The organism is Ruminococcus sp. J1101004sp1_RTP21198st1_B9_RTP21198_201120 (genome assembly GCF_040924245.1).
Lineage (GTDB): Bacteria > Bacillota > Clostridia > Lachnospirales > Lachnospiraceae > Blautia_A > Blautia_A faecis.
In genome coordinates, this window is the sequence record NZ_JBCOMI010000002.1 from 89966 (window position 1) to 103819 (window position 13854).

Consider the following 13854-nt stretch of genomic DNA (forward strand, 5'->3'; position numbering starts at 1 on the left):
CATTTCCTCTTATATTTCACTTATGTGGATACATCACTTTGATTTTCTTTCCTGTTCTAATGCATCCGCACATTCTTTCCAGCCTTTTTTCGCACTTTCTAACGCTTCCGCACATTCTTTCCAGCCTTTTTTCGCATTTTCTAATGCTTCCGCGCATTCTCCCCAGCCTTTTTTCGCATTTTCCAATGCTTCCGCACATTCTTTCCATTCGGTACGGGTTTCTTCCAATGCCCCTGCACACTTTTTCCACTCAACACGAGTTTCTTCCAGTGCGGCTGTACTTTGCGCCAATTTATCCTCTACATTTTTAAGCTCCGCATTTTTTTCACTCACCATTTGCTGCGATTGCTCTAATGCTTGCTTTAATTCATCAATGTCTCTCTGATTTTTTTCCTCAAAGGCTTTCGCTTTCTTTAACTCATCTGCACACTTTTTCCATCCTTCTTCTGATACAAAGACCTGCTCTTTTAAAGTTCTTCTCTCATTTGGAAGCATTGAAAAATCCTTTTCCTGCAAATCTGCCCCTGAAAAATCAAGCACCTGATTCAGCTTTCCTACAAGATCATTACCCTTTTCCTGTAAAAGTCCTTCTAGATGATTGGTGTTTGCCTCTTTTTTGTTTTTATAATAGGTCAGTACAAACAAATGCTGAATCGCATTAAACCATGGATTTAACTGAATCAGTTCATACACGTTTGGATACTTTTTCTCCACTTCCTGCATAAACTCGGTTTCCCCGAAAGTACTTCCTATATATTCACAATCCAGTGCAAAGTCTGCTGTACTATTAATATCTTCGATCCACTCAATAAAGGAATGTCTGGTAAAATATTTCGTGTGTGTATTATCCAGCACACCCGCTTCGCGATAATTAAAATGATCATTAAGCAAATTTAAAAATATATCTGCATTATTCACATTTGGAACACTGATCAGGATTTTCCCTTTATCTTTCAAGTATCTGACTGAGTTTTCAATAACCCTTGTAGGATTTATTACATGTTCAAGAATGTCGATCAAGGCAATATAGTCAAATTCAAAAGACAGACTTTCTAATTCTGCAAATCCTTCATCCGCATAATCAGGCGCTTCAATATTTGTGCAGAATATCTTATTATATTTATATTTTTCCGATGCATTTCGACATGCTTCTGAATCAATATCGATTCCATATAATTGGCATTTTTTATTCAGTAGCATAGCACCAAATTTGCCCTCACCGCAGCCAATATCAAGCACTGTACTTTCTGCATTTACCTGGCGTGCAAGTATCGCAACATTTACATTGTCATTATCTTCATTCACTTTGAATTCCTCATTATGATATCTGTTTTCAGACGAGCGCCATACTAACTGATTCTTTTTTCCATTTCCGAATTCCACACGATCACATCCTTTTATAATGTTATTTCCCTGTTGTCATTAAAATTTTATTTATTTTCGTGCTATCGCCATAAATAATCTTGGAATCATAAGGTCTGTCAGGAAATGCTCCATATTTCAATTTAATCGGAAGTCCCTTTTCTTTAATGAATGCTTCCACCTTATCTTTCAGAGCAACTGGATTTCCTGTGCAGACATTTATAATTCCAGTAATTTCATCCTGTGTGCTTGCAGCTACGATTTCCATTGCAAGATCTTTTATGTCAATGAAATCATATTTGTTTTCACCTGAAGTAAATGGAAATTCTTCTTTTCCATCTTCTACTGCCTGAAGCAGCTTTGTGAAAATAGAACTGTTTCGTCTGTCATCTCCCAGAATGTAATATGCTCTTAACCAGTAAATCTTCACATCTGAATTCTGGGTTAGCAGTAAAAGAGACTGTCTCAATGCATTTTTTGCAATACCATACTGTGATAATGGATTACACGGAGTATTTTCATCCACTGCACCTTCCCAGAATCCAATCTCATGCATGGTTCCCATAACTGCGATTCTTTTGCAGCCGCCATCAATTAAATTCTTCAGAAATGTAAAATGCTTTGATAAGTTTTCCATATGCTTTGGTGAATTATGCACAAATCCATCCTGCCATGCTAAATGAATACATAAATCAGGACATTTTACCTTTTCATAAATTCTGTCATCACCGGAAAATATATCCACATCCAGAATTTCAGCTCTTGAATCAATTTCCTTATGGTTAAAGTCAATTGCATAAACCTCATGGCCTTTTCCAAGCAGTTCTTTTACTACATATTTTCCCATATAGCCGGCAGCACCAGTTACCAATACTTTCATTGTCTTACCCTCCTAATCTAAAAATATCCTTTGTTATGCAGTTTTCTCTTTTTAAAACATTTTTTCAACGGGAAAATATTCAGCAGCGTATTCACCCATCCTTTGGTTTTCACCCGCCGTTCAAATTCCCCTTTCACATTCACAACATCGAGCAGTCTTTCATCTTTAAGTTCCCACACGATTTCCGGATCTGAGTTAATGAAAAATACTCCCTCTTTCGTCTCCAGGCCGTTATGTACACAATCCTCTAACGTAAGTACTTTTTTCTCTCCGTTTGTAAACCAGATATCCACACTGAAATTTTTCAGCATAAACAGTCCTTCTTCACATAAATCGAATCGCATTGCTGTTAAATCATTTGTTTTTTCTTCAAATAGAAACCAGATGTCAAATTGCGGTGCTTCTGCCTTATTCACGGCCTGAATCACCTGATTATTGCTAAACCTTTCACCTTTACTGAAGAAAAGTTGACTTACCATTTCGCCATTGGCATTTACAAGATTCTGAGCTGCACCAGCTGTTGACAGCTCTATGATTCTTCTGATATTTCCTGCCGGCAGAATAATATTCTGACTGTTGTAAGTCTCTTGTACAGAATGATACGTTGCATCCCAATTTTCCTGATCATGCAAGGTGGCAGATGTTTCAATGTTTTTCCAGAATCTGTAGATTGCTGTCGGTGCTTCAATATCGGAAACGCCGCATAAAAAAGCGGTTCTCATAAAATATTCCCAATCTTCTGTCACATTAAGGCTTTCGTTGAATATAATTCCTGCCTTCTGAAAAATATTTACAGGAAACGCCAGAGTCATCAATGGGCATCTGTTAACAGATAACTGATTGATCAAATTAAAGGGAACACAGTAGTTTGCAGACGGAGCAGCCACTGCACAATATCCCAGTTTTTCCAGATTTTCCCAGTCCTGTGCAAATGCAAAAGAATGAAGAATACGGCCCTCGTTTTCTTCTGCACACTTTTTAAATTCCTCTACCCAGTTTGAGAAAAGAATATCATCATCATCAAAAACAGCTGCATACTTGCCCCACGCATGGGAAAAACCATAATTCAGCGGAGTTGTTCTGGTTCCTTCATTCAGACGAAAGAATCTTATTTTCTTTCTGAATTCCTCTTCCTGATCTTCCAGAATTTCTTCGATCAACTTACCATGTTCTTCATCAGCTTTATGCGCAATCAATAATATTTCAAAGTCCTGGCATTCCTGCGCCTGCAGACACAGCAGGGCTTCGCGCAATCCCTGCTCTCTCTTTCCCTGCGTACGGATAATAACGCTTAAAAAAGGAGAATTTTCCTTTTTTTCACCTTGAATGACAGGAAGATATTTCTCTTCGTATAATTTCTGGTTTTCTTCTGTATTTAAATGCTCTAATCCTTTTAAATACAGCCCAACATTACTGTTCGCTGAAAATTCACCAATAATATCTTTCCAACTATTATTATTTTTATTATTCATACTCATTTCCTCAAAGCAATTAGTGATTAAACTTAAATCGCATCTTACAATATTCATCCCCTAAAAATCTTCCGATTTTATGTTCTGGATCTATCATTTGGGGTAAAGTACCCTCTTTTTCTCTTTTACGATATTCCTGCGCTGCTTTTTTTTCGCTTTCACCACCATGAGTCAGATACTGCTGGCAAAGCTTTTCTGCCCTTTCCGGATTTGACCATTTATAGGCAAGAAGCATGGCTGCTTCTGCAGAATAATATATTTCTGCGGATGTAGGCTGCCAGGTTCCTGATAAGGACAGATTTTTAGCATGATATACAATAGCGGATGGCATATAAATGATTTTATAACCAGCCAAGCGCACACGCCAGGAAAAATCCAGGTCATCACAATATAAAAAGAAGGTTTCTGCATCAAAACCATTTATTTTATTGTATACCTCTGTTTTAAACACAGTACAGGCAGTAGATGCCCATTCCGTTTCTCCTGTTTTTGTATTATATTCCTTTGCATGCTCCAGCGGAGTCTGTCTTGCCTCCACCATTCCAACCTCTTTCAGTTTAAGAGGTTCCATCAGCTTACACAGACAGGTTGGCTCCAAAATAACATCTGGATTCATGATCATCATAATATCAGCATCTGTATTCTCAGCCATCAGATTATGACCTTTGGCAGTTCCGGAATTAAATCCAAATACTTTATATTCAAATTCAATTTCCGCCTTCAGCATTTCACGGATATCTTTCTGTGTTTTTTCATCCAGAACAGGAGTTGGTGTAGAGTCACCATAAATAAGCCTCACCTGCAGATCTCCCACGCGTCTGTGATAGACTTTTACAGCCTGCTGAAGGGCTTTCATTGCTTTCACCAAAGCGTCTACCTGATTTCCATAAATTACAGATTGAATTTGTAATTTCATTATTATTTCTCCCATATTCGTTTTTTTCCATATACAGCCAGTCTTGCTGCACTCACAGGAATCTCATAGGATTCGTGTTTTTTTCGCACTGTTTTTAATGCCTCGTCTAATTGATGCTGTCGTTCTTTCTGAATCTTCTGTTCAAAAGGAACTCTATACAAAGATGTTGTTTTTTCCACACAAATATACTTTGTCCTTTGCGCATACCTTACCCATAAATCCCAGTCCTCCAGATAATCCATTGAGCTGTCAAAGCCCCCAAATTCTTCATAAAGACGTCTCGAGAACATAATGCATTGTATTGGTATAAAATTATGATAACACAGCTCTACTTCATCAAATGCAGTCGTATATCGCTTATTATAAGCTTTAATATGGTATTTGTACGGAGAGGTGCTTTCTACAACAACCGGAGTCTCAAATCCAAATGCATATGCTGCAAGATATTTTCTGTTCTGCGCCAAAGCCTGTACCAGGGTTTCTACATGATCCGCAAAAAAGATATCATCATCGTCCAGAAAATTAATATATTCCCCGGCTGCTTTCGATAATGCAAGATTTCCCGCTTCTGAACGTCCGGCTTTCTTTCCGGTGGAATAATATCGGATATTCAAATCTGAAAATTCTTCTACGATCATTTTTTCAGCAGAAGCCTCACCATCTTCCACCACTATAACCTCTATATTGGAATACGTCTGATTTCGGATGCTGATCAACGCTTCTCTTAAAACTTCTGCACGCTGACAGGTTCGCACAATAATGGAAACCAAAGGACAAAATTCACAATCCTTCTGTGTTTGGATTTTATTGTCACGCGTAATTTCATAATCCCACTCCAGGAACTGTCCCACCTGCGCCCTGGCATAACTTTTATTATTAAAAGAAGAGATACGTGAAAAATGTGCCGCAAAAGCCTGAAGCAATTGTTTTTTCGCTCCCGGATAGGGGGCCCGATGTAAAAAAAACACTATTGCAAACTGAAAATAGCCTCTCATCACATCGGAAAAGCTGCCAAAACGATATCGCAGCAGCAGATTATTAATCAGAGAATTTACATACTGCGCCGGCTTCACCGCTCCAATGCTTTCGTACGAATAATGCATTATTTTCACAGTCGGACAATATTTAATTTTGTAATCGGATGCTCTCAGACGCCAACTGAAATCCACGTCCTCCGCATACATAAAAATATTTTTATCAAACCCCTGAAGTTTTTCAAAAATTTCTCTGCGTACTGCAAATGCTGCTCCGGACATCCAACTTGTAATGCCAGTAACAGGATCATAAATTTTGGGATGCTCATATGGCAGCTGTCTGAATTCCCAGGCTCCGATTTCTTTCGATGACTCTGCAATTATCTCTTCCAGCCGCTTAAAAGTATCTTCGAATACCTCTGTATCAACGTTCAAAAAGCAAACAATTTCATCCTTTCCAAAGGATGCTCCCAGATTATTAGCATTTCCAAAACCCTGATTCTGTTCCTGCTGAATAATCTCAAAACGGCTGAAGTCGTATTTCTTTTTATAAGCAGTCAGCAATTCTACCGTCTGATCACTGGAATGATTATCCACAAAAAACAACTTCAGATCTGAAGAAAGTGCCTTTGCCTTCAGCAGAGAATCCAGGCACCTTTTTATCCATTTTTCAGAATTATATGTAACAATTACAATATCCATATTTTACCCACAAATTCTATAAAAACATTACATTTTCCTGTCGATTAGAAAAGGCTCTGATCTTGCTTGGAATTTCAATATAAGAAGAATTGTAACCTTGATTTACGACTTCCAGTTCCATAATACCATGAAGCCAGGTAAGCATTTCATGCTTAGACTGTGTACCCTGACCTACCGCTGCTCCTACCAGATAAACACCATTCATGATACGCGGCAATGTATATTCGTACACGATCTCAATAATGTCATTTTTCTTTCCGTTGACCACTTCGCCCTGATTAATAAAATTGTTAATATCAAACAGAGGAAGTCCTTTGTTATTCTCCAACACAAATCCAACAATCAGGCTTGGTGCATCTTTCATACACTCAATTACTACATGAGTTCGATAAGTTTTATCAACGTACAGTCGATTTACCGCTTTATCTTCGGAATCTGTAAAAAACAGAGAACGGATTGCCACACTGTCATTGTGAAAACGATCCTCCACAAAACTGATCTTGGGATATTTTCTCTCTTCATCAATTTTTTCCATGAAGACATTCCCTGCAACTTCATCCTGAATATGTCCGGCCACATATTCTGCTGATTTTCGCTTTTCGTCCATATACATATCACAAATATGCGCAGCTTCGCCAAAGGCTCTGACCGTACCATGATCAAGCCATAAAACTCTGGAACACATCTGGCGTACACTTCCGATATCATGAGATACAAAAAGAATCGTAACGCCATTTCGTTTTAACTCATCAAATTTTTTAAAACACTTGTTCTGGAAGAAAATGTCTCCAACACTCAGTGCTTCATCTACAATAAGAATATCTGGTTCCACATTAATCGCAACTGCGAAAGCCAAACGTGCAAACATACCGCTTGAGTAAGTTTTCACCGGCTGATTGATAAAGTCTCCAATATCCGCAAATTCTACGATTCCGTTAAGGCGCTCATCCATTTCCTTACGTGAATAACCCATCATACGGCCATTCAAATATATATTTTCTATTCCAGAATATTCTTCATTAAAGCCAGCTCCAAGTTCCAATAAAGCAGAAACCTTACCTTCTATCTGAATATTTCCTGCTGTCGGACTTAAAACTCCGGTTACAATTTTCAGCAAAGTAGATTTACCGGCACCATTCGTTCCGATAATCCCCACTGTCTCGCCTTTTTTCACATTGAAGCTTACATCCTTAAGCGCCTCAAAAGTTTTACTCTGCTTCTTGCCAAAGCCTAACGCTTCCTTTACACGATCAGACGGTTTATTATATAAGCGATATGTTTTATTCAAATTTTCTATATTCACTGCATAATTTTGCATTCCTAATATCCTCACTTCTATAATACGTCAGCAAAATGCTGTTTTAATTTTTTGAAGCAGCTCATTCCTATTAAACAAAAAGCCAACGCAATCAGCCAATAATACAAATTCCATCCGAATCCATATTCCCAAAAGCATTTTCCACTCATCAATGCGTCACGATAGCCTCGTACCGGATAAAACAAAGGATTAAAGTTCAGTGCCCACTGTACCTTTTCATCAAAAATACTCATCTGCCATACAATCGGTGTTATCCAGAAAACAATCTGTAGAACAATGGATACGATTTGAACGACATCCCTAAAAAAAACAAAAAGTGATGCAGTGAAATACGATATTCCAATGCATACAAGAAGCATGTAGACAATATAATAAACTAACTGTAACCAATACACACTTGGCATCTGTCCATATACGATAAATAATATCGCTGTAAAACCAATTAAAAATAATTGTACAAAAAACACAGATACAACTCTTGCAACTGGCAATATATTAATATTAAACAAAACCTTTTTTACAAGATAACTGTATTCTACTAAGCTTGAAGTTGCATTTGTAATAGAATCACTTACAAAAAACCATGGCAATAAGCCGGATACCAGCCATAATATGAATGGATAGCCGTCTACATCTCCATTTTTGAATCCAATCTGAAAGATGAACCAGTATATTAATACCGTAATAACCGGCTGAACAAATGCCCAGAAAAATCCCAACACAGAACCGGCATATTTTGTTTTAAAATCATCCAATGCAAACTGACTAACAAAAAATAAATTTCCTTTCAATTTCTCACACCATTTTTTCATGTATTCCACCTGATCATTTCAAATATTTGTCCTTTTAAATCGAAGTTATCTTATCATATATGTATATAAAACGCAAGAAAACCACATGAAAAAGTATCTCTCAGACTTACTCTTCTCCCAGCATCTCCAAATAAACCTCACACGCCCCCACAGTCTTCTCCATCATAAACCGAATCCGCTTCTTTTCTGTCCCATAGCTTTTCTTGGTTGCTGCACCGCTTTCATGTTTCACCGACATGGAAGGATCATACACAATATTATAGCCTTTTCGCTGACAGCGCAGCGCCAGTATATATTCTTCGTAGAAAAACCGGGTTTCCGGCTCAAAGGCTTTTTCTTCTTTTTCGACAAATGATGGAGTAAAAATAAGACAGGCGCCAAAAGGGACAATATTTTTCTGAAGCTGACTATAAAGTGTCATGTGTTGTTTCTGATTTTCTATCTTGTTTTTTTCCGCTTTTTGAAGCATATGGTAAACAACAGGATACATGACTGGATAAAAACGTAACGCCAGGCGGTTCATTTTTATAGTATATTCTGCTTCTTCTTTGGTTCTAAGTCTGGTATCCATTGGGTTCTGATGTTCACCGGTACTCTGCCTGATCACATCGGGACCCAGAACATAGCATTGATTATTTACATAACTTTTTTCCAGTCTGCTGATAAAGTCTTTTTGTGTAAATTCAATGTCATTATTCAAAACAATGATATAGCTTTTCCCAAAATGTTCTCTGGCGTACTGATACCCTTGATTATTTGCATAAGAAAAGCCGCCATTTTCTTTTATCTGCAAAACCTTGATTCTGGAATTCCCCTGATATTTTTGGAGCAGTTCCTGTCTGTCTTTTTCTTTTTTCTGAATGTCGTTGTCTACGATCACAATCCGGATACGTTCCTGCTGTTCCATTGCCAATATAGACCTGACACAGGTATCCGTTACTGAATAATCTTTATAATGTAATATCACAAAGCTTACGTATTCCATTTGTTTTCCTCTTAATATTTCTACTGAAATTTTACTTCAACATTTAAAATATGAAGCATTGGAAATAGCACGCCACACAATCTTTTTTGTTATTTTTTTTTACTGATCAGCCAGCCAAAGGGCCTAAGAAGTTTCGTTTTTAATAAAAGAATCAATACTTTTACTGCTGCTTTCTGCGTAAATGGAATGTCCACCTTTGCATTTAGCTTTGCTTTACTGTTTTTCCAATAAGCTGGAAAATACATATTTACCGTACAGCTGATATAATCGCACAATTCCCTGATTTTCTCCCATCTTGCTCCCGGGGCGAGCTGAAACAGACAGGTTGCAAAAATCCTCATAACAAACAGCTCATAGAATTCCGGACTGTTCTGAATTCCAATTTTATTTACTCTGGTTAAAGTATTTTCCAGGCCTTTATACGGAAGAGAGTATTTTTCCAAACCTTTGAAATTGTGAATCGCTGACGATGCGTGCTGCACATAATAATACCCGCATTCCGGCAAGGTAGCGATTCTTGGACATACAGCAGAAAAAAACAAAGAAACCGGCATATCCTCCCCTCGCTCACCGCTTTGAAATTTCACGTCATACTTTTCCCACAGTTCCCGTTTGTATAAATGGGAACATACTGCTGAAATTCGGAATGTCCACTCCTCATTTTCCAAACGTTTATACACACCCGGAATAATCTTATTCAGCTCTTTTCCACCTTCGTCCACATAAGTCAGGCCACATATTACCATATCAAGAGTTTCTTTTTCCGCAAGACTGTACATTTTTTCAATATAGTCTTCCTGCAGGTAATCGTCTCCATCCACAAATGTAAGGTATTTTCCGGTCGCTTTCTCTACACCCAGGTTTCTGGCTGCTGCCACGCCTTTATTTTCCTGTTCTAACAGAATAATCCGGCTGTCTTTCTGCGCCAATTTACGCAGAATTTTCCCGCTTTCATCTATACTCCCATCATTGATTATAATGATTTCCAGTTCGGGTAAAGTCTGCGCCATAACCGAGCAGATACATTTTTCTACATATTTTTCACTATTATATACTGGAATAATGACAGATACTTCCGGCATGATTTTCTCCTTAATTCTCTTCACACCTCATTAGATTCTTCACTCTTCTGGTAAACCTTCTCAATCATTTTCGCAACCCACCCCGGCCAAAATTTCCGGAACATATATAAGTCTTCCGCTCTTCTTCCGTTTTCCTCAATCAGTTCCGAGGTTGTGGATTCCTGATGGATCCGGTGCTCCATTCCTGCCCTTGCAGTGTATGCAAACTCGCCTTTTCGCCTGGAAATTTCTTCCCATGCCTGCCAGTCAATGTTGCTTTTCATGTTATTTTTAAAGGAAAAACTGTCCAGATTTTCTTTTACAAGGGTGACTGCAGGGCAACAGATAGCCGATCCTATGGAGAGAATTCTCCTTCGAACAAAACGGTTTTTCCAAAAGCAAGTCAGTTTCAGAGGAGTCAGAAGCAGACGTTTCACCTTAAGAAGCCGGTTAGTTGTCACCGTTTTTCCATTTCGAAGTTCATTATAGTCTGTAAAAATAATAAGAGGATGACGACATTTCTTCGCAGCTGCCAGTACATCCTCCGTATAGTTTACATAATATCTGTCATCCTGATGAGCGAGGGTTACAAGCGGTGTTGTTGCACAGCTGTAGGCAAAATTCCAGTCTCCGGCCAGACCTTTTTCACCATAGTTTATATAAACAGGTATTCCATACTTCTCGCCAATTCCATATATATATGGATTAGGTGTCGAAGTCGCAATCAGAATTCTGGTTCTGACTTTCTGTGCCAGAAGGGACTGTATACATTCTTCCAAATACGGACTCTCACCGTACGCGCATACTGCAAATGTATGAAGATTTATTTTATTACTATTATCAAAATTCTTTAATCCCATATTTTTCATTTTCTCTATAAACTTTTAGATATATTCATTCCAGAACATGTTTGAAAAAGGCTTTCTGCAAAATATCCCCCAAAGTGGGGAGTACAGATTGCTGGAATGATTTTCAAGGAAACCATTAGTCATCTTCCCTCTCCAATACCAATTTCAGCCTCTATCTCCTGCTTTTCTACTTCTTCCCGTTCCAATAGCATCTCTTTCTCATCCACTTTATCAATCTTCTTATTCTCAGCTTTGGAGCGAAGAGCCACTTCTGCGGATAAGACCCCAATTTTATCTTCCAGCTGAGACACGATTATAGATAAAGTAAATATTTTCTCTACCAGCAGGAAAATGATCACCAGAAACACCAGATTACTTGGTGACATAATTCCGAATATACGACACAATTCATAGGAAATTTCCGGAAAGATTGCCAGCAAAAGTAAAATGACTGCAAAAAAGATCCAGAAAATAGCGTCCTCCATTTTGACTTTATTTTTTCGGATTTTTCGAAGAATCCATCCAACAGTCAGAACAGAGGCAATAATAAGTAAACCTTTCAGCGTGTCGCTCATTTTTTGTCTCCTTTCTCTCGTTTACGCACCCATTGAAAAATAAAAATAGAAAAGAACATTTTCATCATATACCAAATGGAATTTTTAAAATCCAGGTAGCTGGTTCCGGCAATTCGCTCGTGCATTTCTACCTGCACTTCTTCAATCTTTACCCCGCAATTCAAAAGGTATGCCAGGGTATCCGGTTCCGGACTGTAATTGATATCGTAGCCAAAGCGTTTGATCATGCGCTTATTAAAAAGGCGCATTCCGGAAGTTACATCTCCAATATATTTCCCGCCTGTGGTTATCATGATGGCGTAGGTAAGCAGCTGGCTTCCAATCATTCTGGAATTAACAGGCTTCCGCTGGGTTTTAAATCTGGACCCGATCACAATGTCACAACCGGTCCGCTCCATCTCCGTAATCATATCCTCTATATACTTTGGATCATGCTGACCATCGCCGTCCAGCTGGAGAACGTAATCATATCCATAATAGTTCGCATAGCGCATACCGCTTTTGATCGCGCCGGAAAGCCCGGTGTTTACAGGAAGATCCATGAAATTATAACCGCGGCGGGCACATATCTTACGGGTATCATCGGTGGAGCCATCATTGATCACCACGTAATCATATTGAGGATAATTCCTTTCCAAATTATCTACTACCTTTTCTATGCATCCAGCTTCATTGTAAGCTGGTATAATGATCAGAATTTTTGATATTGTTTTTATTGAGGCCATGAATTCTCCGTTCTGTGTTTCTCCACAATCTCCACCAGTTCCCGCGCTCTCGCCTCAAAGGAATATTTCTCCTTAATCAGCGGCCACTGCTCGTCGACTTTTGCTTTCACTTCTTCATAGTTGTTCTCAATTTTCTTCACGCACTGGTGGAATTCTTCTTTATTGCTATAGTACAGCACTGCTTCCGGAAAGATTTCCCTGAGCTCATCGCAGCAGTCAGATATTACCGGGAGACCGCAGGCCAGGGCATCGAAAATGCGATTATTCACAAACTGGTAATCCAGCATGTCTTTCCAGTGGTCGTTCAAGGTGACGCGGGCACTTCGGTAAAGGGCGGGAATCTGGCTGTTTTCGATAAAAACATCCTGTACCATGGTCTTATCTGGCCCCAGCATAGCTTTCCAGCCGGCACCCCAGATTTTCAGCGGAAGCTTATCCTGTGCTGCCCATAATACACAGGGGCGGGCCACACCACGGGAATTTCCAATAAATAAATAATCTTTTCCACGGCTGCATTCAGCTTCCTGATCCGGGTAAAAAAGCTCAGTGTCTGTACACTGAAGCAATGGATAAACAGGAACCGTAAGCTTCGCCTGAAGCTCCCTGGCATAATGGCGGGAACCTACGCATACAATATCATAGAGCTGGTATTCTTCTTGGGTAACCATCTCCGGGTGGCTGATATTCCACATAATGTAGAGGCATTTGGTGTTCCGGCGATCCGGACGGTAAAATTCGCAGCCTCGAAGTACAAGAACCACATCTGCGTTTACTTCACAGTCCCAGTCTTCGTGCAGGTCAATTATAGTGTACATTCCCATTCGATCCAGATAACGTTTCAAGGCAACGGCATACGCATAATCGCCCCAACGGATCTTTTTTTCCTCAGGAGCAGGACATTTGATCACCCAGATCTGGCGGTCTTTCGCTTCACGCTTCACCTGTGCAGCCAGTTTTCCCCAGTCGTCCCGGCGATGTAGCTCCTGTGACACATAATCCTTCAGTTCCAGCATGGACTGGCTGTTTTTCTGAAGCTCCAGGAGAATTTTTTCCTGGCGTCTATTCTCTTTTTCCAGTTCACGCAGCTTATTGTCCATATAGGTGCGGCTTACCGGAATAAAGCTTCGTAATTTCTGTTTCAGGGTATTCCAAAAGCTCATATAGAAACTCCTTGTATAATAAGTTGTCAATCGGTAAAAATCTGTTTTTGGGTCTTTGCTTTTT

13 protein-coding genes and 1 pseudogene are annotated in these 13854 nt (G+C 39.1%); 1 reads left to right on the forward strand and 13 read right to left on the reverse strand.

From position 1 onward, the window contains the following. Positions 1–33 precede the first annotated feature (33 nt). From AB5618_RS01620 to AB5618_RS01665, 10 genes are all read right to left on the reverse strand, one after another. A complete protein-coding gene (locus AB5618_RS01620; RefSeq protein WP_270413456.1) occupies positions 34–1383 on the reverse strand; it encodes a bifunctional 2-polyprenyl-6-hydroxyphenol methylase/3-demethylubiquinol 3-O-methyltransferase UbiG in 1350 nt (449 codons plus the stop codon). Positions 1384–1405: 22 nt separating this feature from the next. Beyond that, positions 1406–2242, reverse strand: a complete 837-nt coding sequence (locus AB5618_RS01625; protein WP_148462159.1) for an NAD(P)-dependent oxidoreductase — start codon at positions 2240–2242, stop codon at positions 1406–1408. Between the two features lie 17 nt (positions 2243–2259). Next, positions 2260–3714: a glycosyltransferase family 2 protein gene (locus AB5618_RS01630; RefSeq protein ID WP_195380266.1), complete on the reverse strand. Its 1455-nt coding sequence runs from the start codon at positions 3712–3714 to the stop codon at positions 2260–2262. 19 nt (positions 3715–3733) lie between these two features. Further along, positions 3734–4630: a glycosyltransferase gene (locus AB5618_RS01635; protein ID WP_187566109.1), complete on the reverse strand. Its 897-nt coding sequence runs from the start codon at positions 4628–4630 to the stop codon at positions 3734–3736. A 2-nt stretch (positions 4631–4632) separates the two neighbouring features. After that, complete coding sequence (locus AB5618_RS01640; RefSeq protein ID WP_368366435.1) at positions 4633–6306, reverse strand: glycosyltransferase; 1674 nt, start codon at positions 6304–6306, stop codon at positions 4633–4635. Positions 6307–6322: 16 nt separating this feature from the next. Beyond that, entirely contained in the window at positions 6323–7624 is a 1302-nt protein-coding gene (locus AB5618_RS01645) for an ABC transporter ATP-binding protein (protein WP_148462155.1), read from the reverse strand. Between the two features lie 17 nt (positions 7625–7641). Further along, entirely contained in the window at positions 7642–8436 is a 795-nt protein-coding gene (locus AB5618_RS01650) for an ABC transporter permease (protein WP_148462154.1), read from the reverse strand. Between the two features lie 106 nt (positions 8437–8542). Beyond that, positions 8543–9421: a glycosyltransferase family 2 protein gene (locus AB5618_RS01655; protein WP_148462153.1), complete on the reverse strand. Its 879-nt coding sequence runs from the start codon at positions 9419–9421 to the stop codon at positions 8543–8545. Positions 9422–9510: 89 nt separating this feature from the next. Further along, positions 9511–10503 carry a glycosyltransferase gene (locus tag AB5618_RS01660; RefSeq protein WP_148462152.1) on the reverse strand — a complete coding sequence of 331 codons (993 nt, stop codon included), beginning with the start codon at positions 10501–10503 and terminating at the stop codon, positions 9511–9513. Positions 10504–10523: 20 nt separating this feature from the next. Beyond that, on the reverse strand, positions 10524–11351 hold the full coding sequence (locus tag AB5618_RS01665; protein WP_368366436.1) for a glycosyltransferase family A protein: 828 nt from the start codon (positions 11349–11351) through the stop codon (positions 10524–10526). 51 nt (positions 11352–11402) lie between these two features. Here AB5618_RS01665 and AB5618_RS01670 point away from each other — a divergent pair. Next, positions 11403–11456 (forward strand): annotated as a pseudogene (locus tag AB5618_RS01670) (DUF6783 domain-containing protein); the annotation flags it as partial. Positions 11457–11470: 14 nt separating this feature from the next. Here AB5618_RS01670 and AB5618_RS01675 read toward each other — a convergent pair. Genes AB5618_RS01675 through AB5618_RS01685 form a run of 3 tightly spaced genes read right to left on the reverse strand, consistent with a single transcriptional unit; the run spans position 11471 to position 13790 of the window. After that, positions 11471–11905: a DUF2304 domain-containing protein gene (locus tag AB5618_RS01675; RefSeq protein ID WP_368366437.1), complete on the reverse strand. Its 435-nt coding sequence runs from the start codon at positions 11903–11905 to the stop codon at positions 11471–11473. Next, positions 11902–12630: a glycosyltransferase family 2 protein gene (locus AB5618_RS01680; RefSeq protein WP_195991162.1), complete on the reverse strand. Its 729-nt coding sequence runs from the start codon at positions 12628–12630 to the stop codon at positions 11902–11904. Before AB5618_RS01680 ends, AB5618_RS01675 begins: the two co-directional genes overlap by 4 nt. Further along, positions 12618–13790: a glycosyltransferase gene (locus AB5618_RS01685; RefSeq protein WP_226836580.1), complete on the reverse strand. Its 1173-nt coding sequence runs from the start codon at positions 13788–13790 to the stop codon at positions 12618–12620. The genes AB5618_RS01680 and AB5618_RS01685 overlap by 13 nt, the downstream gene beginning before the upstream one ends. Positions 13791–13854: the final 64 nt, after the last annotated feature.